27 protein-coding genes and 4 tRNA genes are annotated in these 26,227 nt (G+C 55.3%); 27 read left to right on the top strand and 4 right to left on the bottom strand.

Features of this window, described 5'->3' with window-relative positions; all coding sequences use genetic code 11:
* Positions 1-71: 71 nt before the first annotated feature.
* On the bottom strand, positions 72-800 hold the full coding sequence (locus GA0061077_RS04265; RefSeq protein ID WP_234696504.1) for a 5-formyltetrahydrofolate cyclo-ligase: 729 nt from the start codon (positions 798-800) through the stop codon (positions 72-74).
* Between the two features lie 155 nt (positions 801-955).
* Here GA0061077_RS04265 and GA0061077_RS04260 point away from each other — a divergent pair, with 155 nt between their 5' ends.
* The 13 genes from GA0061077_RS04260 (at position 956) to GA0061077_RS04200 (ending at position 11,386) form a co-directional block, all read left to right on the top strand.
* Positions 956-1,609 (top strand): GNAT family N-acetyltransferase, encoded by a 654-nt coding sequence (locus GA0061077_RS04260; protein WP_407640888.1) that lies wholly within the window; start codon positions 956-958, stop codon positions 1,607-1,609.
* A gap of 55 nt (positions 1,610-1,664) precedes the next feature.
* A complete protein-coding gene (locus tag GA0061077_RS04255; protein WP_091847734.1) occupies positions 1,665-3,068 on the top strand; it encodes a hypothetical protein in 1,404 nt (467 codons plus the stop codon).
* 215 nt (positions 3,069-3,283) lie between these two features.
* Complete coding sequence (gene groES / locus GA0061077_RS04250) at positions 3,284-3,577, top strand: co-chaperone GroES (protein ID WP_091847733.1); 294 nt, start codon at positions 3,284-3,286, stop codon at positions 3,575-3,577.
* A gap of 116 nt (positions 3,578-3,693) precedes the next feature.
* Positions 3,694-4,776 carry a histidinol-phosphate transaminase gene (locus GA0061077_RS04245; RefSeq protein ID WP_091847732.1) on the top strand — a complete coding sequence of 361 codons (1,083 nt, stop codon included), beginning with the start codon at positions 3,694-3,696 and terminating at the stop codon, positions 4,774-4,776.
* Positions 4,777-4,970: 194 nt separating this feature from the next.
* Positions 4,971-5,052: transfer RNA gene (locus GA0061077_RS04240), tRNA-Tyr, on the top strand.
* 1 nt (position 5,053) lies between these two features.
* Positions 5,054-5,125: transfer RNA gene (locus tag GA0061077_RS04235), tRNA-Thr, on the top strand.
* Positions 5,126-5,129: 4 nt separating this feature from the next.
* Positions 5,130-5,203: transfer RNA gene (locus GA0061077_RS04230), tRNA-Met, on the top strand.
* Between the two features lie 49 nt (positions 5,204-5,252).
* The gene (rpmG, locus tag GA0061077_RS04225) at positions 5,253-5,423 is read left to right on the top strand and encodes a 50S ribosomal protein L33 (protein ID WP_091847731.1); all 171 of its coding nucleotides are present in this window, start codon (positions 5,253-5,255) and stop codon (positions 5,421-5,423) included.
* Between the two features lie 307 nt (positions 5,424-5,730).
* Complete coding sequence (locus GA0061077_RS04220; RefSeq protein WP_091847910.1) at positions 5,731-6,912, top strand: FAD-binding protein; 1,182 nt, start codon at positions 5,731-5,733, stop codon at positions 6,910-6,912.
* 113 nt (positions 6,913-7,025) lie between these two features.
* On the top strand, positions 7,026-8,555 hold the full coding sequence (locus tag GA0061077_RS04215) for an APC family permease (protein WP_091847730.1): 1,530 nt from the start codon (positions 7,026-7,028) through the stop codon (positions 8,553-8,555).
* A 103-nt stretch (positions 8,556-8,658) separates the two neighbouring features.
* The gene (fdxA, locus tag GA0061077_RS04210) at positions 8,659-8,976 is read left to right on the top strand and encodes a ferredoxin (protein WP_091847729.1); all 318 of its coding nucleotides are present in this window, start codon (positions 8,659-8,661) and stop codon (positions 8,974-8,976) included.
* A gap of 95 nt (positions 8,977-9,071) precedes the next feature.
* Positions 9,072-10,211: a succinyldiaminopimelate transaminase gene (gene dapC, locus GA0061077_RS04205; RefSeq protein ID WP_091847728.1), complete on the top strand. Its 1,140-nt coding sequence runs from the start codon at positions 9,072-9,074 to the stop codon at positions 10,209-10,211.
* A gap of 209 nt (positions 10,212-10,420) precedes the next feature.
* A complete protein-coding gene (locus GA0061077_RS04200; RefSeq protein ID WP_159426910.1) occupies positions 10,421-11,386 on the top strand; it encodes a CPBP family intramembrane glutamic endopeptidase in 966 nt (321 codons plus the stop codon).
* Between the two features lie 49 nt (positions 11,387-11,435).
* Here the strand turns inward: GA0061077_RS04200 and dinB are convergent, their stop codons facing one another.
* Positions 11,436-12,821, bottom strand: a complete 1,386-nt coding sequence (gene dinB / locus GA0061077_RS04195; protein WP_091847726.1) for a DNA polymerase IV — start codon at positions 12,819-12,821, stop codon at positions 11,436-11,438.
* Between the two features lie 231 nt (positions 12,822-13,052).
* Here dinB and GA0061077_RS04190 point away from each other — a divergent pair.
* Positions 13,053-13,139, top strand: a tRNA-Ser gene (locus GA0061077_RS04190).
* A 478-nt stretch (positions 13,140-13,617) separates the two neighbouring features.
* Here the strand turns inward: GA0061077_RS04190 and GA0061077_RS04185 are convergent.
* Positions 13,618-14,271, bottom strand: coding sequence for a DUF4153 domain-containing protein (locus GA0061077_RS04185; protein WP_324609214.1), 654 nt, complete (start codon positions 14,269-14,271; stop codon positions 13,618-13,620).
* Complete coding sequence (locus GA0061077_RS04180) at positions 14,241-14,630, bottom strand: hypothetical protein (RefSeq protein ID WP_091847724.1); 390 nt, start codon at positions 14,628-14,630, stop codon at positions 14,241-14,243. The genes GA0061077_RS04185 and GA0061077_RS04180 overlap by 31 nt, the downstream gene beginning before the upstream one ends.
* A 1,205-nt stretch (positions 14,631-15,835) precedes the next feature.
* On the opposite strand from GA0061077_RS04180, the gene GA0061077_RS04170 reads away from it, so the two are divergent.
* The 13 genes from GA0061077_RS04170 to rpsC all read left to right on the top strand — a co-directional run bounded on the left by GA0061077_RS04170 (position 15,836) and on the right by rpsC (position 26,224).
* Entirely contained in the window at positions 15,836-16,507 is a 672-nt protein-coding gene (locus tag GA0061077_RS04170; protein WP_091847909.1) for an IMPACT family protein, read from the top strand.
* Positions 16,508-16,577: 70 nt separating this feature from the next.
* Positions 16,578-17,207 (top strand): AbrB family transcriptional regulator, encoded by a 630-nt coding sequence (locus GA0061077_RS04165; protein ID WP_091847722.1) that lies wholly within the window; start codon positions 16,578-16,580, stop codon positions 17,205-17,207.
* A gap of 276 nt (positions 17,208-17,483) precedes the next feature.
* The gene (gene rplM / locus GA0061077_RS04160; protein ID WP_091847721.1) at positions 17,484-17,930 is read left to right on the top strand and encodes a 50S ribosomal protein L13; all 447 of its coding nucleotides are present in this window, start codon (positions 17,484-17,486) and stop codon (positions 17,928-17,930) included.
* A 20-nt stretch (positions 17,931-17,950) separates the two neighbouring features.
* Positions 17,951-18,442, top strand: a complete 492-nt coding sequence (gene rpsI / locus GA0061077_RS04155; protein ID WP_091847720.1) for a 30S ribosomal protein S9 — start codon at positions 17,951-17,953, stop codon at positions 18,440-18,442.
* Positions 18,443-18,809: 367 nt separating this feature from the next.
* Positions 18,810-21,467, top strand: coding sequence for a bifunctional acetaldehyde-CoA/alcohol dehydrogenase (adhE, locus tag GA0061077_RS04150; RefSeq protein ID WP_234696523.1), 2,658 nt, complete (start codon positions 18,810-18,812; stop codon positions 21,465-21,467).
* Positions 21,468-21,917: 450 nt separating this feature from the next.
* A complete protein-coding gene (rpsJ, locus tag GA0061077_RS04145) occupies positions 21,918-22,226 on the top strand; it encodes a 30S ribosomal protein S10 (RefSeq protein ID WP_006295278.1) in 309 nt (102 codons plus the stop codon).
* Positions 22,227-22,239: 13 nt separating this feature from the next.
* A complete protein-coding gene (gene rplC / locus GA0061077_RS04140) occupies positions 22,240-22,893 on the top strand; it encodes a 50S ribosomal protein L3 (protein WP_091847718.1) in 654 nt (217 codons plus the stop codon).
* 6 nt (positions 22,894-22,899) lie between these two features.
* Complete coding sequence (gene rplD, locus GA0061077_RS04135) at positions 22,900-23,559, top strand: 50S ribosomal protein L4 (RefSeq protein WP_091847717.1); 660 nt, start codon at positions 22,900-22,902, stop codon at positions 23,557-23,559.
* Positions 23,560-23,564: 5 nt separating this feature from the next.
* Complete coding sequence (rplW, locus tag GA0061077_RS04130; RefSeq protein WP_091847716.1) at positions 23,565-23,861, top strand: 50S ribosomal protein L23; 297 nt, start codon at positions 23,565-23,567, stop codon at positions 23,859-23,861.
* Between the two features lie 34 nt (positions 23,862-23,895).
* Positions 23,896-24,726: a 50S ribosomal protein L2 gene (gene rplB, locus GA0061077_RS04125; protein WP_091847715.1), complete on the top strand. Its 831-nt coding sequence runs from the start codon at positions 23,896-23,898 to the stop codon at positions 24,724-24,726.
* A 14-nt stretch (positions 24,727-24,740) separates the two neighbouring features.
* Complete coding sequence (rpsS, locus tag GA0061077_RS04120) at positions 24,741-25,019, top strand: 30S ribosomal protein S19 (RefSeq protein WP_091847714.1); 279 nt, start codon at positions 24,741-24,743, stop codon at positions 25,017-25,019.
* A gap of 15 nt (positions 25,020-25,034) precedes the next feature.
* Complete coding sequence (gene rplV / locus GA0061077_RS04115; RefSeq protein ID WP_091847713.1) at positions 25,035-25,394, top strand: 50S ribosomal protein L22; 360 nt, start codon at positions 25,035-25,037, stop codon at positions 25,392-25,394.
* Positions 25,395-25,396: 2 nt separating this feature from the next.
* Positions 25,397-26,224, top strand: a complete 828-nt coding sequence (gene rpsC / locus GA0061077_RS04110) for a 30S ribosomal protein S3 (protein ID WP_091847712.1) — start codon at positions 25,397-25,399, stop codon at positions 26,222-26,224.
* The last annotated feature ends 3 nt before the right edge of the window (positions 26,225-26,227 follow it).

Raw genomic sequence — 26,227 nt, 5'->3', positions numbered from 1 at the left:
GACAGCTTACCTTGATTCAAGGCTTGCATCATGCTAAGAGACTGGAGTCAAAAGTTGAACCGGTGGCTGGTCTATTGGCGCCGTAGCCAAAGAAAACGTTCGGGAGTGGCCACGGCATCCACCGGAATATCATGCGTTTCATGAGGTACTGCCTCATGGGCGTCAATCAATTCCCAGTCCCAGCAGACCCCGATTTTTACGGCATCCGGTCGGCACAGCCGCAGAGCGCGGTCATACCATCCGCCGCCGCGTCCGAGTCTGTTGCCGTCAAGGTCGATCGCAAAGGCGGGAACATACACAATCGAGGCATCTTCAATAGCTTGCGCAGCGAGCGTCCTGCCGGACGGTTCCTGAGGGCGAATACCACCTGTGGCAGTTCGAGGCATTGAACGCAGGTCCTCTCGGCCGTCGTATTCACTCCATCCGATATCGCACCCACTGCCAAGCCTTGGTACCAGTACGCGACGTTCATGCTTGTGCAGGTACTCTAATAAGGGAATGGTTGGGACTTCGCTGCCCATTGAAATATAAGCTGCCGCAGTGTCTTCCGGAATCTCGCGGCGAATATGTTGTCTTCGTTGCCTGCCGTCTGTCGCCTGGTTGAGGTCGACTGCAAATGCCCTCGCTGGGTCCACGTTGGAGTTTGTTGTTTGGTCAGGAAGCAACGTTGTTGCTGGTTCTGCGAGTGTTTCCCCGGCCTCTGCGCGTTCCGCGTCTCCGACCGTGTGTCGTCTGGCTATGGCATCGCGCCGCATCAGCTGCTTACGTGCTGATGTTGTTGAGGTCACATCGTTGCTCATGAGCCTAATGATAACCGGCGGTGGCCGCTTTGCTCAATGAACGGCTCAGGTCTTGCGAAATGGGGGGTGATGGACGAGCGACCGGCGGCAATCAGTGTCTTGTCGGTTATTTGCGGAGTTGCGGCATCGATGAAATGTGCGAGTACGATAGACGTGTGTCAGTCTTTCAATCGCTGCGTGACGCATTCATGTCGCCGCCCAAGCCAAGCGTCTTCACCATGCCTCATGAGCTGCTGCCTCCGGCCGGAGCAATGCAGATACGACTGCGGCCTTTGGTTGCTGAGGACGAAGCCAAGTGGTTCGAAGTTCGCCAACGCAATGAGGCGTGGTTGGCGCCTTGGAACGCCGATGATCCGACGCACGGTCCGGCGTTGACGTTCAATACCTGGTTGCAACGGCAGCGCCGCGATGAGCAGTCCGGTTCCGGTGCATTGTTCGTCATTGAATATCAGATGTCCATCATAGGTCAGATTTCTCTCGGCGCGATTTGCTATGGTTCGATGCGTTCTGGCAACATCGGTTACTGGGTCGATCAGGGTCACGCCGGTCTTGGCGTGGCGCCCTTGGCTGCGGCGATGCTCGCTGACTGGGCCATCCACGATGCTTCCGGTCCCGGGCTTCATCGTTTGGAAATCTGCATGTTGCCGGAAAACGAACGATCTCGTGCGGTTGCGGAAAAACTTGGATGCCATTATGAAGGCAAACGCTTGAAAAGCATGTTCGTTCAAAATCAATGGCACGACCATGAGGTGTATAGTCTTCTGGCCGAGGATGCACCGCAGGGGTTTACCGCCCGTCTGCTTGTGTGACACGCCCAAACTACACGTGTGTAAAAAGTCATTAACTCTATCTATTCTTGATTGTATGGATTATGCGTGGTTGAGCGGTGTTGTGCTACTGGTCATTCTCGCAATTCTTGTACTTGGCTGGCTGCCACGCCGTACGGTGGAAAGCATGAACAGGGTAGTCGAGCATCGAGAGGACAAGTATTCGCCTTCTTTGCATCTGGTTGATGCGAACAGCGGTACAGGGTTCTGCGATAATCGACACCTTTTGTCGGAAGGGGAGCTCGTGCGCTCGGAACAGGCAAATGTCGCGGTAAAGCCCGCATTGGTCGCGCAATCTGCGACATCCGACAAAGAACAGGCAGAGATTGCACGTATCCGTCGGTTGCGCCGCGAAGCCGCTCGTCGTCGGTCTGTTATTTCCGTTTCGTTGTTGGTCATTACGGTCGCTGTTTTCGTTCTTTCGTTTGTTCTGGGGTTCAGTGCACTTTTCGTGTTGATTCCTGCGGCAGTGTTGGTCGTTGTTTTGGTGTGCGGCGTGCGTGCCGCCAGCCATGCCCGCTCGTGGGAGCGTAACTTGTGTGCAAGGCGTAAGGCCGAGGCCAAGCATCGGTCGGGTGAAATGCGTAAGCGTAATGATAAGGCTGCGAACAATCGTGCCGAGGCGGTTTCCGAAGATGGGGAGCCGACGGGTACGATGGAGCAGCATGAGATCGAGCAGGCTTTGCGCGCGGCCAAGATGGAAAAAGAACGTATCATGCAGCTGCGTGCGAACCGTCAGTCTGGGCAGAACCGTAAGAACACCTCTGCCGAAGTGCAATCTTCGGATGGGGGTGCAGATAAGGATTCAGTGACGTCGGCTTCTGTACCGAATGCGACCGCTGAGAAGTTTCAGACGCAATCCGCCACCCGGCATCGTCCCATGGAGCAGTCTAACCGTGATTCCAAGGTCCGCAAGGATGCGCATCGTGCTGGTTCCGTTTCGGAAACGAAGGCAAGGGCTGAGACGTCAGTTGCAGAGCCGTCGGATGCAACGTATGAGCTGCAGCAGGTTCATCCTGCACCCGCCCTGGACCTTGTGGATTTGGTGCCGAATCAGGATCTTATTTCGTTCTCTTTGGGTTCGCCGCGTAATGGTGCCGAAGTCAAGAGCGAAGAACCGAAGAGTCTTGAAATCAAGTCCACTCGCCAGGTGGCAAAAGCCAAGGCTAAAACGAAGGATGACAGTCAGCCCGTTTCCGCCAAGCAAGGGCAGACCAAGGCAGCTGATGCTTTCGGGATTGCGACAAAGTCAAACGAGCGCAGTCATGCCAAGGTAGCCGTCGGTAACGGCGATAGCGAAACCGTTGAATCGCGCGACTATGCCGGCGATTCCGAAACGTTCCATGCCTCTGAGTTGTCCGCTGATACTGAAGCTCCTGCTGTTTCCTCCGATTCCTTGGGGACCGGTTTGGAGAAGATTTTCGAACGCCGTAACGTCTGATTCGGCTCGGCGTGTCTTCTCAAAGTGAAGTCATTATTTTCAAAATGTGAAGGTTTCACTCAGAGCGTTAGCACTCAGGTTGGCAGAGTGCTAATTTTCGCGCTACGATAGTTGGGTAAGCGCAAAGGGACGGTGCCGAAAGTGATCGTCAGCCTCTGAAAGCGGTGTCCTCGCGCGAGGAAAAGAAACTCTCATACAGAAAGAGGAGGTCCACAGTGTCGATCTCACTTACACCGTTGGAAGACAAGATTATTGTCAAACAAGCCGAAGCAGAAACGCAGACGACGTCTGGTCTTTACATTCCGGACAACGCCAAGGAAAAGCCGCAGCAGGGCGAAGTCCTGGCTGTTGGCCCCGGCCGTCGCGATGACAACGGCAACCGCATCCCGATGGATGTCAAGGTCGGAGACAAGGTGCTTTACTCCAAGTACGGCGGCACCGATGTGCACTATCAGGGCGAGGATTATCTCATCGTAGGCGCACGTGATGTGCTTGCGATTCTGAACTGATAGCGCTGTCTCAGCAGTTTTGTATGAGGCGTCTCGGCCGCGAACGGTCGAGGCGCCTCATTGTTTGTAGATGGGCACGACGTGCGATATTCGATAACGCGGCTTACAATTCGATTATGGCTTTCAAACATCGCAGTGTCGTAGACAGCATTCCCGCGTACAAACAAGGCAAGTCGGCTCCCAAAGGTGCCAATCGGCGGGCCTTCAAGCTTTCAAGCAATGAGAATCCATACCCACCGTTGCCTAGTGTGCAAAAGGCCATTAAGGATCATGCATTGGATTGCATCAACCGTTATCCGGATATGGGTGGCTGGAAGGTTGTAGAGCGTCTGGCGAAGGACTACGGGGTCGATTCGGAAAACGTCGTACTCGGCTGCGGTTCCACCGAGGTGATCACTCAGCTGGTCAATCTGTTGGCGGGCCCCGGTGATGAGGTGGTGTATCCGTGGCGTAGCTTTGAAGCGTATCCGATCATTGTTTCCGGTTCGGGTGCCGCCAGCGTGCAGATTTCCAATCGGCTTGACGGAGGTCATGATTTTGACGCCATGATTGCGGCGATCAATGACAAGACCCGCCTGATCATCGTGAACAACCCGAATAACCCAACGTCCGTGTCGGTACGCGACGACGAAGCTCGGCGCCTGATGGAAGCCGTCCCCAGTGACGTAATTGTGCTTTTTGACGAGGCATACGTCCACTTCAATACCGATCCGGAGACCAGTGTCGCGATGCGGCTCTATCGCGAATATCCGAATATCGTCATTGCACATACCTTCTCGAAAGCGTACGGTCTGGCCGGTCTGCGCATCGGTTTCGGCATCGGCCCGTCCGAGGTCATTGCCGACATGCGCAAGCTGTCGCTCCCGTTCGGTGTCACCCAATCCGCGCAGATCGCCGCTCTGGCTTCCCTTGAGGCCGATGCCGAGCTACAGGAGCGCGTGCAAGCGCTGATTGAAGAGCGTGATCGCATCGTCACTGCCCTTGATGCTCAGGGCTGGCAGTTCCCAAGGCCCTATGCAAACTTCTTCTGGCTCCCTCTTGGCGCTAAGACCGCAGACGCCGCGGCCCGCTTTACGGACGAGGGCCTTTCCGTCCGAGTCTTTGAAGGGGAGGGTATTCGAATTTCAATCGGTGAAGTCGAAGCGAACACCAAGGTGATCGAGACCTGCAAAAAGGTCAAGGATGACGGCATCGTCTAAGCCGGCACTGCTGATTGCTTGATCTGTTCGTATTCCGCCTATTTTATGCCCCGGTGGGATGGTGTTTGGTCTGATGGCTCAAGTGAAATTTGGCCCTCTTGGCGTGTCGCGAGTTTGCATCAGTCTGTAGTTTATGGCATCATAGTCAAGTTGCCTGCTTAAGGGGCCAAGTTTTGGACCGGTGAGTGAGCAATGGCGGATTTCCCAAGCGGTCAAAGGGAGCTGACTGTAAATCAGCCGCTAATAGCTTCAGTGGTTCGAATCCACTATCCGCCACGCCTCGATAGCTCAGTGGTAGAGCACTTCCTTGGTAAGGAAGAGGTCGTGAGTCCGATTCTCACCCGAGGCTCTCTGGCGGGATAGCTCAGCTGGCTAGAGCGTACGACTCATAATCGTAAGGTCAAGAGTTCGAGTCTCTTTCCCGCTACAAACTATCGGCAGAAGTCGGTAAAGAACAACACGCAGAAGGTGAACCAATGGCAAGCAAAAGCGCCGCAGTCCGTCCGGGCATCACGCTGGCATGCACGGTGTGCAAGGAGCGTAACTACATTACGACCAAGAACCGTCGCAACACTCCTGATCGTCTTGAACTCAACAAGTTCTGCTCTCGTTGCGGCAAGGAAACCCTGCACCGCGAGACCCGTTGAGTCTTAACAGTCGCAAGGCCTGACTTCGGTCGGGCCTTTTTTGTATCCGGACAGATGCGGACGTTGTGGACCTCCGGCCGATTGGTCTGCAACCCGACCGTGATGGTACCGGTTTTAGCGATTGCGCGAAGATTGGGCGCACCTCGCGAGGGTTCGAATGGTTTACGCGCTACCATGTTTATTGCTTTCAGAAATGACGCAGCAACGCTAAATGTGGCAAGGGGTAAGTTACATGAGAGATTCTTTCGGCTCGGCTAATTCTTCGGCTGTACCTCGGTCCGGTACCGATACTGGTGCCGGTACCCCGATGTTGGCTGATTTGACCACTATCGCCGTGGGTGGCCCGGTTGACAGGTTTATCGAGCCTGAAACGGAAGAAGCTTTTGTTTCCGCTGTTCGTGACGCTGATGCGGCTAAGCTCCCGTTGTTGACCATTGGAGGAGGGTCGAACCTTTTGGCCGGCGATGAGCCGTTCCATGGGGTTGTTATCCGTGATGGCAGGCGTTCGATTGTGGTGTGTGGCGCGAAGTCATCGAAATTCGGCGAGAATGGCGACGTTGAAATAGTGGCTGAGGCCGGTGTGAACTGGGATGACTTCGTTGTGTTCTGTGTGGAGTCCGGTTTTTCCGGAGTTGAGGGTCTTTCCGGCGTTCCCGGCACTGTGGGCGCTTCGGTTGTTCAAAACATTGGTGCGTACGGTCAGGAAGTTGCATCGACAGTCGTTTCGGTGTGCGCATTCGATCGGGAAGCCGGCGTGATCTGTGAACTTTCGCGAGACGATATGCGCTTCGGGTACCGCAATTCGGCGCTGAAATCCACCATGTATAAAGATCCCGCTATGCCGGCCGATCATTATTTCCCCACACCGCGTTATGTGGTGCTTTCCGTGACGTTTAGGTTGCATCGCAGCGATTGCGGCGAGGTTGCATTTGGTCAGTTGGCCAAGGCCTTTGGTGTTGACGTTGGTGCCACGATGCCCATTGCTGAGATCCGTCGTGCCGTGTTGCAGGTCCGTGCTGCCAAAGGAATGCTGGAAGATGCCCGGCGCTATGCATCACCGTGGATGCTTGGATGCAAGGATGATCGCAATGTCGCGCAGGCGATCGACGCTGACATGACGGCCGATGCCGACTACGATCGACACAGCTGCGGCAGCTTCTTCATGAATCCGATTCTTGACGAACATCAGGCTGCGAAGCTCCCTGCCGATGCCCCGCAGTTTGACGCAGTGCGATCGGATGGCAGCAGAGGCATCAAGACCTCGGCCGCCTGGTTGATTGATCATGCCGGCTTTGCCAAAGGCTACAAAATTCGCGAAAACGCCCATGCCGGACTTTCCTCCCTGCATACGCTGGCGCTGACCAACCGCGGAGGGGCGACGGCGGATGACATCGTGCAGCTGGCCCAAGTCATTCAGGAAGGTGTTGAGGCGACGTTTGGCGTCAGGCTGGTTCCCGAGCCCGTAGTCGTCGGCATGACGCTGCAGTGAATGCGCGGTTAGATTCATGGTCGCAGTCAAACGGGCACACCCCGAGCTTCTTCATGCGGAGCGGGTTTTATGACAGTTGTATATGGAAAAGCACAGAAGGGCGCAATAATCCAATGAATTTGTTCAGGACCAAGTCGGTGGAGCAGGCGCTGGCCGAGACGACAACCGGTGATCGTAAGCTCGTGCGCAATCTGGGTGCGTGGGATCTGGCGGTTATGGGTGTGGCTGTCGCCGTCGGGGCCGGCATTTTCTCAATCGGTGCCCAAGCGGCTGCTTTTCATGCTGGCCCTGCAGCGATTCTCAGCTTCCTGATTGCCGGCATTGTCTGTGCAGGTGCGATGATGTGCTACGCGGAGTTTGCTTCGATGATTCCCGCCGCGGGATCGGCATACACGTTTACCTACACGACGGTAGGTGAAGTGATCGCGTGGGTCATCGGATGGGATCTGATTCTCGAGATGCTTATGGCAGGTTCGGTGATCTCCAAATATTGGAGTGTGTATCTCAATGATTTCCTGCGTTTGATGGGTGTCCATTCGAGTACGGAAGTACCAATCGGCTCGTTTGTCTTCGATTGGGCGCCGCTGATCGTCATCACGTTCTTCACCGCCCTGCTAGTTTTGGGCACCAAGATTTCGGCACAGGTCGACGGTGCGTTCACGATTCTCAAGGTCGGCATCGTCATCTTTGTCGTCGTGGTCGGTTTCTTTTATATCAAGCCGTCGAATTTCACTCCGTTCATCCCGCCTTCCCAGCCGGCAAGTTCAGTGATGGGCGATGCTTCCGGCGGTGTGATGACCCAACCGTTCCTGCAGTGGATCACCGGACAGCAGCCGACGGTTTATGGTGTTTCCGGCATCATCTCCGGCGCTGCTTTGGTGCTTTTCTCATTCCTCGGGTTTGACGTGGTGGCTACGGCCAGCGAAGAAGCCAAGGATCCGAAACGCAACGTACCGTTGGGTATCGGCATGGGCATGCTTCTCGTCATTGTCATGTACATGCTTGTGGCCGTTGTCACCACCGGTATGGTCTCTTACAAAGATCTCGCACGTGTCAAAAACCCGTCGCTGTCCACCGGTTTCGAGCTTGTGGGCGCCACTTGGGCGGCCAAAATCATCTCGTTCGCCATCGTGATCGGGCTGACTACGGTGGTCATGGTTCTGCTGCTTGGGCTTACACGCGTTGTCTTCGCGATAAGCCGTGACGGCTTGCTGCCGCGCGGCTTTTCCAAGGTCGGCAAACATGGCACACCAGCGAAACTCCAAATCGGCGTGGGTGTTCTTTTTGCCGTGATATCGTGTTGCTTCGATGTCTCGATTCTCGCCGATATGGTCAACATCGGCACGCTTTCTGCGTTCGCGTTGGTGGCGATTTCGATTCCGATCATGCGCTGGAAGCGTCCTGACCTGCCGCGTGCCTTCAAGATTCCGGGCAGTCCGTGGGTGCCAATTCTCATTGCCATTGCGAACCTGTGGCTGATGCTTAACCTTTCGATGCTTACCTGGATTCGCTTCGTTATCTGGCTGCTTCTTGGATTCTGCATCTACTTTGGATACTCCTACAAACACTCGCTGCTTGGTGCTGGTGAGCTTGATGCCAATCTTGCTCAAGTCAGAAGAGAACAGGGAGATTCCAAAGAATAAGGGCGTTTGCCGAGTGAAGGCGGATGTCCAAGCGATGGGACCATATCGTCGTTGCTCCCGCGTACCCTGAATGCAGAATACGGGCAGTAAAGGAGATTGTTCAATGGCTTATGTGATTGCCCAACCTTGCATCGACGTCAAAGACAAGGCTTGTGTTGACGAGTGTCCGGTGGACTGCATCTATGAGGGCAACCGCACCCTTTACATCAATCCCAACGAGTGCGTCGATTGCGGAGCCTGTGAACCCGTATGTCCCACCGAGGCGATTTTCTATGAGGATGATGTGCCGGACGAGTGGGCTTGGTACAAGGATGCCGCTGTCACCTATTTCAACGATCTCGGCGATTTGGGTGGAGCTCAGGTCGCTGGTCCCTCCGGCAAGGACGAGGGGCGCATCGCCGCACTCCCGCCGCAAGTCTGATTGCTAAAGGTGCAGATCAATATCGTTCGGCGAACTCATCAGTATGATCGCGAGTAGGTAGTCTTTGATGGTAACGACGTGAAGGGCGGCGTCAGATGGGTTTTTACAGGTTTGATTCACCGTACGATTGGAGCCGTGTAGCGTCATACAGGGCCTCTGCTCAGGCGGTGCCCGGAGGTATGATTGACTTGTCAGTCGGTTCGCCGGTTGATCCGGTGCCGGACGATATACGGCAGGCGCTCGCGGGTTCCTCGGACAGTGCGAATGCCCACGGCTATCCTTCAGTTGCCGGTACCGAAGAGTTGCGTGCGGCCGTGCCCGAATGGTTCCAGCTTCATTACGGAGTTGATTTCAACGCCATCGGTGCTGATTTTGTGCCAACTGTGGGGTCGAAGGAAGCAGTGGCACTTATGGTCTCGTTGCTGCATCTCGGTCCCGGTGATATCGTCGTGCAGCCCGAGATTTCCTATCCGACCTACGAAATCGGGACGCAGTTGGCTGGTGCCGAGGTACTGAAGGTGAAGGACGTTGCCGATGTTGATTCATGGCGTTCCATTGCTGGTGTGAGGGCGATCTGGGTTAATTCCCCGAGCAACCCTACTGGTGATGTACTTTCATCCGAACAAATGCGAGGCATAGTCGCTGCGGCCCGTGAGATTGGTGCCGTTGTGCTTTCTGACGAATGTTACGGTTTGCTTACCTGGCCGCAGGATGCGGATGTCTCCCATGCACCTGCGGCCCCCTGCATGCTGCAGCCGGATGTGTGTGATGGCGGCGCCAAAGGCATTCTTGTGCTGTATTCGATGAGCAAACAGTCCAACATGGCCGGCTATCGTACTGCACTTATCGCCGGCGATTGCGACATTGTGCGCCCGATGACCGTTTATCGCAAGCAAATCGGGCAGATTGTTCCGGGTCCGGTTCAGGCTGCGATGGTTGCGGCATTGCGTGATGGTGATGCCGTTGCCGTTCAGCGTGCTCGTTACGGTAGGCGCCTGCACATGCTGGTCGATGGCCTGCGTGTGTATGGTTACGATGCCCGCATGCCCCAAGGAGCGCTCTATGTGTGGGTACGTGCCAAAAGCGGTGATTGCTGGAATGATATGGCTGATTTGGCACGCTTGGGCATTATTGCCAGTCCGGGCGAATTCTACGGTGATCCTTCCAGCTTGCGGTTCTCCTCGACGGCGACCGACGAAGCGATTCGTGAAGTGGTTGCTCGGCTGAGTGCTTGATCGCCGAGTTCACTGGCCGCAATAGTGTTTCTGTCGCTCCAAAGCAACTTTGAGTTTGTCGCGCGGTCAGTGAGGTTTCGGGATTTGAAATACTGCACATGTGAAAAACGCGCTGTAAGGGACGACTGACTACGTGATTTTCTAATACGACGTTCGGAAAGTGATGACTCGTGGTCCAGTTATTCTACAAAATTATGCTTATAAAACCGATGATGCGAAGCAGTGATTTGCTTACCGAAGACCACCCGACTTACACGCCTGATGCAGCAAAGGGGTTCTCAAAGTCACTCCGGCTCAATCCTTTGCTCCGAGGGCTGACCTTTATCGGTGTCTTGTGCGGCGTGGAGCTGGTTGGTGTAGCGATTATTGCCGTCGTGTCTATGATACTGACCGGTGATATTCGAATCCTGTCCAGCGACGACATTCATTCTCCCTTTGTGCTCTGTGAGATGATTCTCGAAGTGGTGGCAGTAATCGGGGGATATCTCGTGGTCGTGTATGCCATGGAACGGCGTTCCCACCCTCTTGAGCTTCGGTTTTCCAGATGGCGCGGGCTGGTGGCTGGCGGGCTTATAGGTCTTGCCGCGATTAGTGTGTGCATCGGCATTCTCGCCATCGCGGGCAATTACCGGATTGTGGGGTTCAACGCCGACTATGATCCGTGGATCGACATTCTTGCCATGGGACTCTGCGCTGGTATAGCAGAGGAAATCATGATGCGCGACATGCTGTTTCGTCTGTTTGAGGAATGGCTTGGTTCCTGGGGGTCGGTTGCAATTTCGGCACTGGTGTTTGGTTTGTTGCATATTACTAATCAGAACGGAACCGTGTGGGGCGGCCTGGCGATCGCCATCGAAGACGGTATATTGGCTGCCGCGCTATATTGCATCACTCGCTCGCTGTGGGTGTGCATAGGCGAACATATCATGTGGAACATTGCTGAGGGACCGATTTTCGGTTCGATAGTTTCCGGCAACGGCGAGCAGAAGTCGTGGCTGGTGGCGAAATGGTCCGGATCCGATATCATGACCGGCGGCAGTTTCGGCTTGGAAGCCAGCATCGTTCCTGTCGTTCTTATGGGTATCGCCGGTGTGGCTCTGATGGTCTATGCTCAGCAAAAAAAGATGCTGGTCAAACCGTCATGGACACGCAAACGTTTGTTGGCTCAGTCGTAATCTTGAATCCGCTGTGGTTTACGCTTCGAACTTCGGTGTTGCAAACCTGTTATTGTTTCAGTTTGCTGTTGCCGGCAATCTGCCTGTCTTTCCAATCTCCGTGTTCCAGACCAAGGCTGGCCGCTCCCGTTCCATATCGTTGGCGTACCGCATCAAGCACCGTTTCTGCGTTGCGAATTCGTTCGCTGCGGTCACCCTCGCAGCCGTTGCGTTCCTTATCTTCGATGGCTTTTTGATTGCGCTCGCCACCGGGGCCATGCTCATCGCCATTGCCTAACAAGTCGTCAATTGTTAGCTGCACCGACGTTTCCTCTTTAGGACTCAACGAGCTTGCGCTGACACCGGCCAAGCGTATTTCATGAGGCAGGGGAGTGTCTTCGCTTGCGTCCTTGGGCAAGCCAAGCATGGTATTGAGCAGGGTGACGGATTCCGGGTACATTGTTGCCGTTGCGTCAATCGGTCGTTCGAGTGTGTGTGACTTGGTGGAATGGCTGAGATCGGCAAACCGCAGTTTCACTGTCACTGTGCGTGCCATCAAGCCTTTCTTGCGCAAAGTGCGGGTCACTTCATTGCAGCAATGGTGGAGTAGCTCACGCACTTCAGGGGCGTTGCGTGTATCGTGTTCGAAGGTGATTTCCGAGCCGATCGATTTTTCTGGTGCGTCGGTGACGATACGTCGTTCATCATGACCCCGTGCTGCCAGATACAGATTGTGAGCGGTGATTTTCGAACGTGTCGCCTGTGCCAACGAAGCCTCGTCCATGTCCGCAAGATCGGCGACGGATGTGATTCCCCACGCGCCTAGTCGTTGCTCAAGCGAAGGTCCGATGCCGGGAATCCCGCGTAACGGCATCATTCGGACGAACTCGGCGTGCATCGCCTTGGGAATCAGGAGCATGCCATTGGGTTTCGCGTTGGTGGAAGCCATTTTCGCAACCAATTTGTTCGCCGCAATGCCTACCGAACAGGTGATGTTGAAGCGTTGAGCGACTTGTTGCCTGATCCATGCACCGATGGCAACGGGTGACTTCCAGCGTAGCAAAGCGCCGGAAACGTCCATGTAACCTTCATCCACCGAAACCTGTTCGAGCTGATCGGTGATCTGCCGAAAAACCTCGTCGAATATGCGTTGCGACATGTGCCGGTAGTAGGGCATGTCAACGTTCACGTATGCTCCGTCCGGGCACAGCTGCTGCGCTCGGACCATGGACATGGCCGAGTTCACTCCATATTTACGAGCCTCATAGTTCGCTGCGGAGACTACGCTACGAGGCCCCGTCCAACCGATGATGACGGGTTTGCCCACCAATTCCGGATGCCGTGCCGTCTCCAGTGAGGCATAGAAGGCATCCATGTCAATATGCAGCACGGTGCAACCGCTTTCGTCGTGCCCCCAGTCGCGTTTGGCGGCGGCATTCCTCGGTGCTGTGCTCATAATCCTATTGTAAGGCGAGTCGATATCGGACGCTGGTTGCGAAATGAAAGTACGGTGATTGTTTTTACTTTCGCCGATGCCATTCCTGGTTTGTGCGGCTAGTGCGCGTTCCGTTTATTGTGGCCCAGATTTCGAGACTTGTGGGGACACGCACCGTTCATCGGAGTGGCGTACGTCTCAAAGTTCTGATATAGTGGAGATTCGTTGCGCTCGCGCATGCGTTCGCAGCTCGGAGCTGTGCCTGAGCGGCCGATAGGGGCACCCTGCTAAGGTGTTAACTGCGCAAGCGGTTCGAGAGTTCGAATCTCTCCGGCTCCGCGAATAGGGCTTTCAAGGTTTTCCTTGGAAGCCTTTTTGTGTCTCAGGGGAGTCCCCCGTATCTGGGGATGTGCTACATTCGTTGGTTTTCTTACATACGGCAAAGCCTCTTGTCGACAACAATCATGTGAGTTGCCGACAAGAGGCTCTGCCGTATGCTTCCGTGCGCTATGCATGACGGGGCGTGCAGCCCGCTGTGTAAAATAAGTAATGCCGGACGCATGCGTATGGGTGTTCCGGTGTTAGTCCATGCAGGCGTCCGGCTGGTTAATCTACTGGTCAGCTGGCTGCTGGTGTGTTGTCTAACCAAGCAAAACAGCCGTTGACCTAAACGCCATAACTAGTGCGGCTGAGGAGCTGCGCGTTTGGCGTCAGATTCCCCACAGTGGCCAATCGTTAGGATTCGTGGTTCTTTTCTTGAGATCTTTGATTTTCTGGTCGGCGCAGTCGCGTACGTCCGGATCTGATGCATTCTCCTTCAAACGCGTGAGGTGATCGGAAGCGTTGGATAGATTCGGATATAGCTCGTGTCCACCTTGCTGATGCTGCCGTTGAGGTATCCGTTTACGTTAACGTTCGCGATAATCGCGTCCGGCTGGATAAGCCCGAATACGATCCACAGCCCGAGAGTGCCCAGCATCGCCATTCGGAAGAGTTGTGTACGTGGCCGCAGCAATTTGACCGCGGTCGCAACCAGAAGGAACGCAATCACCGCCATGCCCCAAATCGTGAGGATGCGCAGGCGCGACAGCCCGTATTCGCCGATGTACATGCTCATGCGCCATGCCGCGGAAACAAGCATGACCGTGGTCGAAGCGACGAGTGTGAGTTCAAGTGTCAGCAGCGACGTAGCGCGCTTGTGGCCCTTGCGCAAGTGGATGCACGCCATCACGATGATCAGATTAACGGCAGTAACGGCGACGAGCTGAAAGAAGCCTTCACGGGCGTCAGTCGCGTAACCGCCGGAACCTTCGATCGCTTCTTTTCCGCCGAACAGATACGAGGACTCAACGGCCACGAAGATCAGGTATACCGCATCGAGCATGCCAAGCATCGTGTTCAGTGTGGTGACGGGTGCTAAAACATCAATCGGCTTGATTCTTACCTCTGTCTTTTTCGCCGGATGGCACAGGCCGTAGAGCAGCGAGAAGACGATCGGTGCGACCAGGATGAATCGATGTTGATGATGGGGCGGGGTTCGTTCAAATGCAACAGGAAGCCCAGCAGTTTCTCCGCGAGCTGTGAGAAGCGCTCATCGGCGGCTGACAGCGTCGGAATCGCGAAGGCCAGTACCGCACGCGCATACTGCTCCAGTGGCGATATTGGCCATGGAATACTTGCGGTTTTCGTGCTTGCTGAGAAGACCTTACCGACAAACAGCCAATTACGGAATTGCTCGGTCAGGAATGTGCTGATAACGCGCCCGATGGCCGGTAGTGAAAACAGTTCGCCGTTGTAGTCGCTCAGCGACAGATGCGTAAGGGACAGCATAACGGCGAGTGCGCAAGTGTTAGGGGGTGTATCCACATGGACTGAGTGAGTCCTGGCACGCACATAAGCGCTACTGTCAAGCCTAGCAGCGCGGACAACCAGCGTGACATTGGTGGCTTTGACAAATCATGCCCTGTTTTCGACCTGAGGAACCACGCGCAGACGAGGAAGGCCAACAAGCAGCCGCTGAACGCCATGCCGCCAATAAACGCGAACTCTGTCGAAATCCATATCGGTGAAACGCAGAAGGACCATAGCAGCGCGAGCGCGGGCGCGCAGACCAGAGAGATTTTGTCGGTTCTGGTTATTGGGTCATGTATTTTGACCGGTTTACGCGCCCTGGTGGCGCCCGCAGCTCCGACAAAATTGGCTTGGGGAGTGGTGTTGACGCTCTGGTAGTACATCGGTTGCATGCCGTTTACGGAATACGGTTGCGGTTGCATCGTCAGGTCTGATGCGTTTGCCGCTGCAGGCTGTTGCTGAGCCGCGGGTGCTTGCTGAGTTGTTGGCTGTTCCTGGGCTTCGCCGTCTTTCTGGATCTCTGGCGTTTGCTGCGTTTCGTTCTGTTGCCACATTTCCGGCTCTTGATGTTTGCCGTCCGTACATTGAGTCTCGGGTTCGGGGTTTTATGGCGTGAAACTGTCGTTGTTCATGAATCACTTCCTTTGATTGTGTTGGTCTTATGGCCGTATTTCTGTGGCTGAAGTGTGTGGGTGAAGCGGTGGTTGACTATTCGTCCGTTTCATAATGCAGTGGGGCGGCTGTCTGGAAGCCGAACTCGCGACAGATAGCTGCAAGGGTGGGAATCACACTGCCCGCCCCTTGCCGGTTGTCAGGATCGGCAGATTTGCCGCTGCCATACCGATGCGATGCTCCCTTGATCACCGAAGGATTTCCCAATTGTTATTTTGTCTTATTCTAAACTAACTATAGTGTTTTTCAATCAATCGCAAATCGCTTTTTCAATAAGTGCACGTTTGAGTGAGTGGTTTTAGCTGCTCTGCATCGCTTTCATATCTCACGTTTCAATATCGCGCCCTCATCGTCATGCAGTGGAAAGTGTGATGCAAAACCGTATCGACATGTGATGGGGCTGGGTGCGACATGCCGCAACGGACAACGGCCGCGACGCCCCACCACCGGCCTGTCCATCAGGCATGTGCGCTCGTGCCCGTGGCCAACAGTACAGTGGAGTGCATTGGATTATGGATCGCGCACTGAAGGGAGCGTCGGTGGGAAGCCAGCACAACGGGATCATCGATGGATTTTGCACGATTAGCGAGACCGCCCAGGCTCCTGCGCACGATTCGTTTATCGAGAAGAAGTCCGAGTTCATCGGCGATGCCTGTCATGTCAGCACCATGGACGAGGCGCTGGCCTTCGTGCAAACCATACGCGAGCAACACCCAAAGTCGCGACATGTTGCGTTCGCGGTCATTTTGGGCGCCGCCGAAGGTGGGGCCAAGGAGCGGATGAGCGACGATGGGGAACCGAGCGGCACGGCGGGCAAACCCATTCTCGACGTCATCCGCATGAGCAAGCTCACTGACTGCGTTATTGCCGTCACCCGTTACTTCGGCGGTATTTTGCTGGGTTCTGGCGGCCTGATTCGTGCCTACTCCACAGGTGCATCGATGGCGCTCAAGGCGGCGACCATGGAACCGATCGTGCCGATGCGGCGGTATTGCGCGGTTCTGGAATATCAGTGGCTGGGGCGTTTTGATCAGTTGCTGGCCGAAGTCGACGGCAAGGAGGAATCGAAGGAATTTACCGACTCCGTGACCGTGTGTTTTGCTGTTCCGTCGGCTGTTGCAGAGGCATTCGAAACGCGTATTCGCGAGGCGTTCAATGCTCGGGCAAGACTGTCGAGGCTCTGACGCTGCATCGTCCTCTTGATTTGCTTTTGGGCGGATGCGGCGGCTCGGCGGTGTGGGCTAAGCTGGAACCATGAGCGAAATGAATCAGAATGAAACAGATCAACGGTCGGAGGATTTCGAACCGTTGACCGATACGTATGAGGAGCTTCGACATTCCGAAGATTCCGATGAGTTGAGTCGCTTCGCCCGCGAACCTCTGCCTCCGAGGTCGGAGCAGGCAGCATTTTCCCGAGCTACGGCATTGCTTGAAGCCGTTGCCGGCAATCAGCACACCCCGCTGGAAGATCGGCTGTTTCTGGCTGAAACGATGCCTTTCCCCAACGTACTGATCAAACTGTCGAAAGACGACAATGACGATGTGCGTCAGATGGTGGCTCGCAATCCTGACGATAAGAATTGGCTGGTCGGCAGGCTCGCCAAAGATCGCGTGGGCAAGGTGAGGGAAGCCGCGTTGCGCAACTCGCAGGCGTCCTGGAAGATACGCCTCGAAGGTGCGCAGGATCCTGAAACCACGGCCGATACACTTGATTTTCTTTCGCATCTCGGCGTTGAATCCGAGCCCGATGCCCCGGTGATTCTTTCGGCGATGGTGCGTCGTGCCGTGGCGTTGAATCCGAACTGTTCACAAGCGACTTTGGAAAGACTTGCGGAGGACGCGTCGCTTGATGTTCGACATGCCGTAGAAAGCCGGCTCGGCTGATTCGTCGTTCGTCTGCTGTTTCGTGTCCGTCAACTTTGGGGTGCCGGTGTCATCTTCGTACTGTTCGGCGCGATGTGCGGCGATTTGTCGTGTTGCAGTTAGTCGCGGACTGCGGTACAATGGTGAGTTGTTGTGTTTCCCTAAGGGGTCCTTCAAAGCGCTTTCCCACTCGCACTAGGACTTTCAGGGAGCCCACGGAAAAAGCGGTCGGAGAGGTATCATCGCAAGGTTTTGCCGATTTGACCGGGAACACAATATAAAGAAAAAGGTACACTCGTGAAAACTTTCACACCTAAGCCAGCTGATCTGACTCACGACTGGTACATCATCGACGCCACTGACGTGGTGTTGGGCAAGCTTGCGACCAGGGCGGCTCTTTTGCTGCGTGGCAAGAACAAGCCCACGTTCGCACCCAACGCCGATCTCGGTGATCACGTCATCATCATCAACGCCGAGAAGATCGCGTTGACCGGCAAGAAGATGGACAAGGTCCTTTATGCACACTCTGGGCGTCCCGGTGGTCTGCGTGCCGACAGCTATGCCAAGCTTCTTCAGACGAACCCTGAGCGTATCATCAAGAATGCTGTTAAGGGCATGATGCCGAAGAACCGCCTTTCCAAGGTAGAGCTCGATCGTCTTCATGTCTTTGCTGGTCCGGAGCATCCGCACACACCTCAGAAGCCTCAGTCCGTCGAAATCGACAAGATTTCACAGGGCAAGTGAACCAAAGGAGACAATGAATCATGGCTGAAAACACTGACAACTCCGCGGTTCAAGAGACCGAAGAGGAAATGACTTCCTACACCACCGAGACCAACGCCGGCGCAGGCACCGGCGCCTCGCAGATTGCACCGGGCTACGGCACCGGTCGTCGTAAGGAAGCGGTCGCCCGCGTGCGTCTGGTTCCCGGATCCGGCAAGTGGACCATCAACGGCCGCACTCTGGAGGAATTCTTCCCCTCTCGTCTGCATCAGCGTGAGGTCAACTCCCCGATCGTGCTGCTCAAGCTTGAAAACAAGTTTGACGTCATCGTTCTCGTCGAAGGTGGCGGCACCACTGGTCAGGCCGGCGCCATCCGTCTTGGCGTGGCACGTGCGCTTAACGCCATTGATCGTGACGCTAACCGCGCCGCGTTGAAGAAGGCTGGCTTCCTCACACGAGATGCTCGCGTTGTGGAACGCAAGAAGGCTGGTTTGCACAAGGCACGTCGTGCGCCTCAGTTCTCGAAGCGTTAATTCTACGTTTTGGTCGAAAATCTCCCGTTTCTTTCGGATTCGGGAGATTTTCTGTATAAGGACCGGTTTTGGGCATCGCCGCCTGCCGGTTTTGTTCAGCCGACTTTGATGGTGTTGTACTGATTTGCAGCGATGCGGATTCTGTCGCGGCGGTTGGTGGGTTGAATGATATGGTTGTTTAAAGCCCACAAAGGAGTAAGCATGGAACCAATCTGCCACACAGCATAAGATGTATCTGCATTTCGCTATATTGTGATTTGACTCACACTGATGGAATGTTGTGTGATAGGTACCAACATGACTGCAAAAAGAAAGGGAAGTCATGACGGCAACAAAGAACACAGGAAGTTCACCTGCCAAGAAAACAATGACTGATGAAAAAACCGACATCAAAGGCGAGGTCGATCGGCTGGTCACCCGTGGCGTTGAGGCTTTGCACGAGTTTGAGCAGCTTGACCAGAAGCAGGTTGACAACATCGTTGCCAAAGCATCGGTGGCTGCGCTCAACAAGCACTTGATGCTGGCGGATATGGCCGTTAAGGAGACGGGTCGTGGGCTCGTGGAAGACAAGGCCACGAAGAACATTTTCGCTTGCGAGCATGTCACACATTATCTTGCCGGTCAGAAGACTGTAGGCATCATTCGCGAAGACGACGTGATGGGTATCGACGAGGTTGCTGAGCCGGTCGGTGTCGTAGCCGGTGTTACTCCCGTCACCAATCCAACGTCCACCACTATCTTTAAGTCGCTGATTGCCTTAAAGACTAGGTGCCCGATCGTTTTCGGCTTCCACCCGTTCGCGCAAAAATGCTCCGCGGAAGCCGCTCGCACGGTTCGTGACGCCGCTGTGGCGGCAGGCGCACCCAAGGACTGCATCCAGTGGATCGAGAACCCTTCCATGGAAGCAACTGGTGCATTGATGACGCATCCGGATATTGCCACGATTCTTGCTACAGGAGGCCCCGGCATGGTCAAGGCCGCCTATTCTTCAGGTAAGCCGGCATTGGGCGTGGGTGCGGGCAATGCTCCTGCGTACATCGACTCGAATGTAGACATCGAGCGTGTGGCCAACGATCTTGTGCTTTCCAAGCATTTCGATTACGGCATGATTTGCGCAACCGAACAGGGCATCATTGCTCATAGCGACATTTACGGCAAGCTTGCGCAAGAACTGAAAAACCGCAAGGCGTACTTCGTCAACGCCGATGAGAAGGCCAAGCTTGAACAGTATATGTTCGGATGCACCGCCTATTCCGGAGGGACCCCGAAGCTCAATCCCGTGGTGCCTGGCAAGTCTCCGCAGTACATCGCACGTGAGGCAGGCTTCACCGTTCCCGATGACGTCACCATTCTCGTGGCCGAGTGCAAGGAAGTGGGGGCGCAGGAGCCTCTGACTCTTGAGAAGCTCTGCCCGGTTCATGCCATGCTTCGTTTTGACAACGAGGGACAGGGCTTCGAGATGTGCGAGGGGATGCTCAAATTCGGTGCGGGACACACGGCCGTCATCCATACCGACGACCAGGAGCTCGTCAACCGTTACGGTCTGCGCATGCATGCCTGCCGCATTATCTGGAACCAGCCTTCGGCGCTTGGCGGTGTCGGTGATATTTACAACTCCATCGCACCTTCACTCACCTTGGGCTGCGGCTCCTACGGCGGGAATTCGGTCTCCGGCAATGTCCAGGCTGTCAACCTTCTGAACATCAAGCGCATCGCACGAAGGAACAACAACATGCAATGGTTCAAGATTCCGTCGAAGGTTTATTTCGAGCCCAACGCCATTCGTTATCTGCGTGATATGAGCGACGTCCACCGCGTTGTCATCGTTTGTGACAAGATCATGGAGCAGCTTGGCGTGGTTGACAAGGTCATGGATCAGTTGCGTGCCCGTGAAGAGTCGGTCACCTTCCGGACAATCGACTACGTTGAGCCGGAGCCGTCCGTCGAAACCGTTGAGCGTGGTGCTGCCATGATGCGTGACGAATTCCATCCCGACACTATCATCGCCGTCGGTGGCGGTTCCCCGATGGATGCTTCTAAGATTATGTGGCTGCTATACGAACACCCCGAAATCTCCTTCGACGACGTTCGCGAGAAGTTCTTCGACATTCGCAAGCGTGCATTCCGTATTCCGGCACTGGGTGAGAAGGCCAAGCTCGTCTGCATCCCGACTTCCTCGGGTACGGGGTCCGAAGTCACCCCGTTTGCCGTGATTTCCGATCACAGGACCGGTTACAAGTACCCGATCACCGATTACGCTCTGACCCCTTCGGTGGCGATCGTTGACCCGGTTCTGGCGCGCACTCAGCCCCGCACGCTGGCAAGCAATGCCGGTTTCGATGCATTGACGCACTGCATGGAGTCCTTCGTATCCGTCTATGCCAACGATTTCACGGACGGCATGGCTTTGCACGCCGCCAAGCTGATTTGGGAGAATCTCGAAACCTCGGTTTGCGCCGAGCAGGAAGAGATCAAGAAGCAAGCGCAGGAAAAGATGCACAATGCAGCCACAATGGCAGGCATGGCCTTCGGTTCCGCGTTCCTTGGCATGTGCCACGGCATGGCCCACACCATCGGTGCGCTGTGCGGTGTTCCTCATGGACGTGCCAATTCCGTTCTCCTGCCTTACGTGATCCGTTACAACGGGTCTATACCGCAGGAGCCCACTAGCTGGCCCAAGTACAACAAGTATGTTGCTCCGGAGCGTTACCAAGAATTTGCTCGTGTGATTGGCATCGATCCGGGCAAGACCCCTGAAGAGGGTGTCGAAAACCTAGCCAGTGCCGTCGAAGACTACCGTGACAACAAGCTTGGCATGGATTCAAGTTTCCAACAGTGCGGTGTTGACGAGAAGCATTTCTGGAGTGTCCTCGACCAGATTGGCATGCGCGCATATGAAGATCAGTGCACGCCCGCCAATCCGCGAGTTCCGCAGATCGAAGACATGAAGGACATCGCAGTTGCTGCTTACTACGGTATCTCTCAGGCAGAAGGTCATGCCCGTCGTCTTGAGCGCGAAGCGTAGGGTTTTGCTTTCGAGGAAAGGCAAAACCCGATAGAAAATCAAATCATGTCTGCCGCTTTAATGCGGCAGACATGATTTTGTATTATGGGCATTCAAAATGAACAATCCGACAAAGCACAAAAACCCGAAATTATCGTCATGTTTTCATCGGCTTGTTAAACGAGATTGTCGCATGAAAATAAATCAGTGGAATATCCTTGCAATTCCTCAAATATCAGCGACACGCCCGAATTTTCTGGTAGCCCCCAGATGGTTTAATAGAACAGTTGCCTGTTTAGGGCTCGCAAATTGTAAGAAAAAGAGCGAGTGCAGACCGGTGCCGTCCTCTCGAAGGCGTCGAAGTGCTGCACACTGATGTGGTAAGGCCACGGGATTTCCCGGGGGTCATACCCGCCGGTGTCCCCAAAATAGGTTGGTAATGTCAACAATCGCTAGAAAGGGCGGACGGCAATGGCGGGACAGAAAATCCGCATCAGGCTTAAGTCCTATGACCATGAGGTCATCGACCAATCGGCGAAGAAAATCGTCGAGACGGTCACGAACGCGGGCGCCACTGTAGTGGGCCCGGTTCCTCTGCCTACGGAGAAGAACGTTTACGTGGTAATTCGTTCTCCTCACAAATACAAGGATTCTCGCGAGCACTTCGAGATGCGCACGCATAAGCGCCTTATTGATATCGTCGACCCGACCCCTAAGGCCGTGGATTCGCTGATGCATATCGATTTGCCTGCGGATGTCAATATCGAGATCAAGCTGTAAGGAGGGGGGAATCATGTCGTTGCAGAAAACAAATCGTTCTGCGCTGCTGGGCCGTAAGCTCGGCATGTCGCAGGTTTGGGACGAACAGGGTTTCTTCGTTCCTGTGACCCTCGTTGACGTCTCCACGAATGTGGTTACGGGCGTCAAGACCGAAGAAAGCGATGGCTACAAGGCCGTTCAGCTCGGTTATGGTCAGATTGATCCCACTAAGGTGACCAAGCCTATGGCTGGTCATTTTGCAAAGGCGGGTGTCACCCCGCGTCGTCACTTGGTAGAAGTTCGCACGGAAAACGTCGACGAATTCGAGCCCGGTCAGGAACTGACCGCCGACTTGTTCGATGACGGCGCCGTGGTGGATGTCACGGGTACGACCAAGGGTAAGGGCTTCGCCGGAACCATCAAGCGTTGGGGCTTCAAGTCCTATCGTCGTACTCACGGTTCGCACAAAAACGAACGTCGCCCCGGCTCAGTCGGTGCTTGCGCTACGCCGAGCCGTATTCTCAAGGGCAAGCGCATGGCCGGACGTATGGGTCATGTCACTTCCACCGTGCAGAACCTCGAGGTCGTGTCCTCCGATAAGGAGAACGGCATCATCGCCATCAAGGGTGCCCTTCCGGGACCCAAGGGCGGCATCGTTCTGCTTCGTTCGGCTGTGAAGGGAGCCTGATAAATCATGGCTAACGTAACATTCAATGTCACCGATGCCAAAGGCAAGTCCGCTGGCTCCGTTGAGGCGCCGGCCGATATCTTCGGTATTTCCAATGAAGAGGTCGAGGCCCACGTTCCGCAGATTCATCAGGTGGTCGTGGCTCAGCTTGCTGCTGCTCGTCAAGGAACGCACGCTGTAAAGAACCGTGGAGCTGTTTCCGGCGGCGGCAAGAAGCCGTGGAAGCAGAAGGGCACCGGTCGTGCTCGACAGGGTTCCATCCGCGCTCCTCAGTGGGTTCACGGCGGTGTTGTTCACGGCCCAGTGCCGCGCGACTACTCCCAGCGTACCCCCAAGAAGATGATCGCGGGCGCTCTGCGCTACGTGCTCTCCAACCGTGCGAATGCCGGTCATGTTGCAGTTGTCGACTTTGGTATAAAGGACACCCCTTCCACCAAGGCTGCGCTGGCTGCGCTGACCCCAGTAAGCAACAACCAGTTCACCACCGTCGTGCTTTCGCGTGATGAGGTCAACGTGTGGCTTTCCGCTCGCAACATTCCGACGGTGCACCTGATCTTTGCAGATCAGCTGAACACCTACGATGTGGTTACCGCTCAGTACGTCGTCTTCAGCAAGGAAGGCTTCAACGCCTTTGTTGCCGCGAAGACTGAGCCCAAGGAGGCCTGATCGATATGGCAGCTATTCACAATCCCGCTCACGATGTCATCATCAAGCCGGTTGTCTCTGAGAAGAGCTACGCCGCTGGTGACCGTGGTCAGTACACTTTCGTGGTTGCTCCTGATGCCAATAAGGTTCAGATCAAGCAGGCCGTCGAAAAAATCTTCAATGTCAAGGTGACGAATGTCAACACCCTCAACCGCGCCGGCAAGCGTCAGCGCACCCGCACCGGTTTCGGTCAGCGCGTCAATCAGAAGCGTGCGATCGTTACGGTTGCTGAGGGCCAGTCAATCGACATCTTCGGTAACTGAAGCATAGCCGAAAAAGTCAAAGGAAGAACTAATTATGGCTATCCGCGTTTATAAGCCGACGACTCCGGGCCGTCGCAACGCGTCTGTGTCGGATTTTTCCGATCTCACGCGCTCCACGCCCGAGAAGTCGCTGGTACGCAAACTCAGCAAAACTGGCGGTCGTAACTCCTACGGTCGTGTGACTTCCCGCCATCGCGGCGGTGGACACAAGCGTCAGTACCGTCTCATCGACTTCAAACGTTGGGACAAGGATGGCGTGCCTGCCAAGGTTGCTGAAATCGAATATGATCCCAACCGTTCCGCACGTATCGCTCTTCTTCACTATGCAGATGGTGAGAAGCGCTACATTGTGGCTCCCAGGGGCGTAAAGCAGGGCGATGTTATTGAGACCGGCGAGCATGCCGATATCAAGCCCGGCAACAACTTGCCGTTGCACAGCATCCCCACTGGTACCATCGTTCACGCCATCGAGCTTCGCCCTCTGGGCGGTGCTAAGATAGCGCGTTCTGCAGGTGCCGGCGTTCAGCTTGTCGCAAAGGATGGTGCTTACGCTCAGCTGCGTATGCCGTCCGGCGAAATTCGCAACGTCGATGCCCGTTGCCGTGCAACTATTGGTGAGGTCGGCAACTCCGATCATGCCAACATTCAGCTCGGTAAGGCAGGACGTGCTCGTTGGATGGGCAAGCGGCCGATTACTCGTGGTGAATCCATGAACCCGGTAGACCATCCGCATGGTGGTACTACTCGCGGTGGTAAGCCGCCGGTGTCACCTTGGGGCAAGGGCGAGGTTCGTACTCGTCGTCCGAAGAAGGCTTCGAACAAGATGATTGTTCGTCGTCGTCCCAATGGTAAGAACCGTAAGTAAGGAGCGTCGAACAGATGTCACGTAGCATCAAGAAGGGCCCCTTCGTCGACGCCCATTTACAGAAGAAAGTCGACGAACAAAACGAGAAGGGCACGAAGAACGTCATCAAGACGTGGTCGCGCCGTTCCATGATCACCCCTGACTTCATCGGTCACACTTTCGCTGTGCATGATGGTCGTAAGCATGTTCCGGTCTTCGTGACCGAGTCCATGGTTGGACACAAGCTCGGTGAATTCGCTCCGACGAAGACATTCCGAGGTCATGTTCACGACGACAAAAAAGCTCGCCGCTAAAGGAAGAGAAAGATTATGGAAGCTAAAGCAATCGCTCGTCACGTACGTGTGACGCCGCGCAAGGCTCGCCGCATGGTCGACCTCATCCGAGGCAAAAAAGTGAGCGACGCCGTCACCATCTTGAAATTCGCCCCGCAGGATGCCTCTGAGCCCGTGCTCAAGGTACTGCAGAGCGCCACCGCGAACGCACGTGTCAAGGCTGAAAAGGCTGGCGAGGCGTTTCGTGAGAATGACCTGTATGTGAAAGAGACCTATGTGGACGAAGGCGTGACGCTCAAGCGTTTCCGTGCTCGTGCACAAGGCCGTGCTGGACGCATCAACAAGCGCACCAGCCACATCACGGTCGTTGTCGCCAGCAAGGAAGGAGCCCGCTAAAGATGGGTCAGAAGATCAATCCGTTAGGCTACCGCCTGGGCATCACAGAAGACCACCGTTCAAAGTGGTTCTCCGATTCCAACAAGTCTGGTGAGCGTTACAGCGACTTCGTCCTCGAGGACGACAAGATTCGCAAGGCCATGAGCAAGGACCTTGAGCGTGCGGGCGTGTCTCGCATTATCATCGAACGCACCCGTGACCGTGTGCGCGTGGACATCCACGCCGCTCGCCCGGGTATTGTCATTGGCCGTCGTGGAGCTGAGGCCGAACGTGTTCGCGCTAAGCTCGAGAAGATTACGAGCAAGCAGGTTCAGCTCAACATCTTTGAAGTCAAGAATGCCGCTCTGGACGCCCAGCTTGTTGCTCAGTCCATCGCCGAGCAGCTGACCAACCGTGTCACGTTCCGTCGTGCCATGCGTAAAGCTCAGCAGGACGCGATGCGCGCTGGCGCAAAGGGTATCCGCATCAAGCTTTCCGGCCGCCTTGGAGGCGCCGAGATGAGCCGTTCCGAGTTCTATCGTGAAGGTCGCGTTCCGCTGCAGACCCTCCGTGCTCTTATTGATTATGGCTTCTTCGAAGCTCGTACGACCTATGGTCGCATCGGCGTGAAGGTCTGGATCTACAAGGGCGATATGACCGAGCGTGAATTCGATGAGCAGCAGGCTCAGCAGGACAACAACCGCGGACGTCGCGGTGGCGATCGTCGCCCGCGTCGTGGTGGTCGTCCTTCCGGCCAGCGTGGTTCGAAGACCGAAGCCAAGGCAGCAGCCCCGGCTAAGGCCGAAGAGCCCGCTGCAGCAGCACCTGCAGCCTCGGAAGCAAAGGAGTGAGCA

The sequence above is a fragment of the Bifidobacterium commune genome (assembly GCF_900094885.1).
Classification (GTDB): domain Bacteria; phylum Actinomycetota; class Actinomycetes; order Actinomycetales; family Bifidobacteriaceae; genus Bifidobacterium; species Bifidobacterium commune.
The sequence above is the reverse complement of the archived record's forward strand: the minus strand, read 5'-3'. Positions and strand labels throughout refer to the sequence as shown.

Bases quoted from the DNA above. Each gene is read 5' to 3' on its own strand.
- GA0061077_RS04265 (WP_234696504.1), bottom strand. From the start codon at position 800: ATGAGCAACGATGTGACCTCAACAACATCAGCACGTAAGCAGCTGATG.
- GA0061077_RS04255 (WP_091847734.1), top strand. From the start codon at position 1,665: ATGGATTATGCGTGGTTGAGCGGTGTTGTGCTACTGGTCATTCTCGCA.
- GA0061077_RS04245 (WP_091847732.1), top strand. From the start codon at position 3,694: ATGGCTTTCAAACATCGCAGTGTCGTAGACAGCATTCCCGCGTACAAA.
- rpmG (WP_091847731.1), top strand. From the start codon at position 5,253: ATGGCAAGCAAAAGCGCCGCAGTCCGTCCGGGCATCACGCTGGCATGC.
- GA0061077_RS04220 (WP_091847910.1), top strand. From the start codon at position 5,731: ATGTTGGCTGATTTGACCACTATCGCCGTGGGTGGCCCGGTTGACAGG.
- GA0061077_RS04215 (WP_091847730.1), top strand. From the start codon at position 7,026: ATGAATTTGTTCAGGACCAAGTCGGTGGAGCAGGCGCTGGCCGAGACG.
- fdxA (WP_091847729.1), top strand. From the start codon at position 8,659: ATGGCTTATGTGATTGCCCAACCTTGCATCGACGTCAAAGACAAGGCT.
- dapC (WP_091847728.1), top strand. From the start codon at position 9,072: ATGGGTTTTTACAGGTTTGATTCACCGTACGATTGGAGCCGTGTAGCG.
- GA0061077_RS04200 (WP_159426910.1), top strand. From the start codon at position 10,421: ATGATGCGAAGCAGTGATTTGCTTACCGAAGACCACCCGACTTACACG.
- dinB (WP_091847726.1), bottom strand. From the start codon at position 12,821: ATGAGCACAGCACCGAGGAATGCCGCCGCCAAACGCGACTGGGGGCAC.
- GA0061077_RS04180 (WP_091847724.1), bottom strand. From the start codon at position 14,630: ATGCTGTCCCTTACGCATCTGTCGCTGAGCGACTACAACGGCGAACTG.
- GA0061077_RS04170 (WP_091847909.1), top strand. From the start codon at position 15,836: ATGGATCGCGCACTGAAGGGAGCGTCGGTGGGAAGCCAGCACAACGGG.
- GA0061077_RS04165 (WP_091847722.1), top strand. From the start codon at position 16,578: ATGAGCGAAATGAATCAGAATGAAACAGATCAACGGTCGGAGGATTTC.
- rpsI (WP_091847720.1), top strand. From the start codon at position 17,951: ATGGCTGAAAACACTGACAACTCCGCGGTTCAAGAGACCGAAGAGGAA.
- adhE (WP_234696523.1), top strand. From the start codon at position 18,810: ATGACTGATGAAAAAACCGACATCAAAGGCGAGGTCGATCGGCTGGTC.
- rpsJ (WP_006295278.1), top strand. From the start codon at position 21,918: ATGGCGGGACAGAAAATCCGCATCAGGCTTAAGTCCTATGACCATGAG.
- rplC (WP_091847718.1), top strand. From the start codon at position 22,240: ATGTCGTTGCAGAAAACAAATCGTTCTGCGCTGCTGGGCCGTAAGCTC.
- rplD (WP_091847717.1), top strand. From the start codon at position 22,900: ATGGCTAACGTAACATTCAATGTCACCGATGCCAAAGGCAAGTCCGCT.
- rplW (WP_091847716.1), top strand. From the start codon at position 23,565: ATGGCAGCTATTCACAATCCCGCTCACGATGTCATCATCAAGCCGGTT.
- rplB (WP_091847715.1), top strand. From the start codon at position 23,896: ATGGCTATCCGCGTTTATAAGCCGACGACTCCGGGCCGTCGCAACGCG.
- rpsS (WP_091847714.1), top strand. From the start codon at position 24,741: ATGTCACGTAGCATCAAGAAGGGCCCCTTCGTCGACGCCCATTTACAG.
- rplV (WP_091847713.1), top strand. From the start codon at position 25,035: ATGGAAGCTAAAGCAATCGCTCGTCACGTACGTGTGACGCCGCGCAAG.
- rpsC (WP_091847712.1), top strand. From the start codon at position 25,397: ATGGGTCAGAAGATCAATCCGTTAGGCTACCGCCTGGGCATCACAGAA.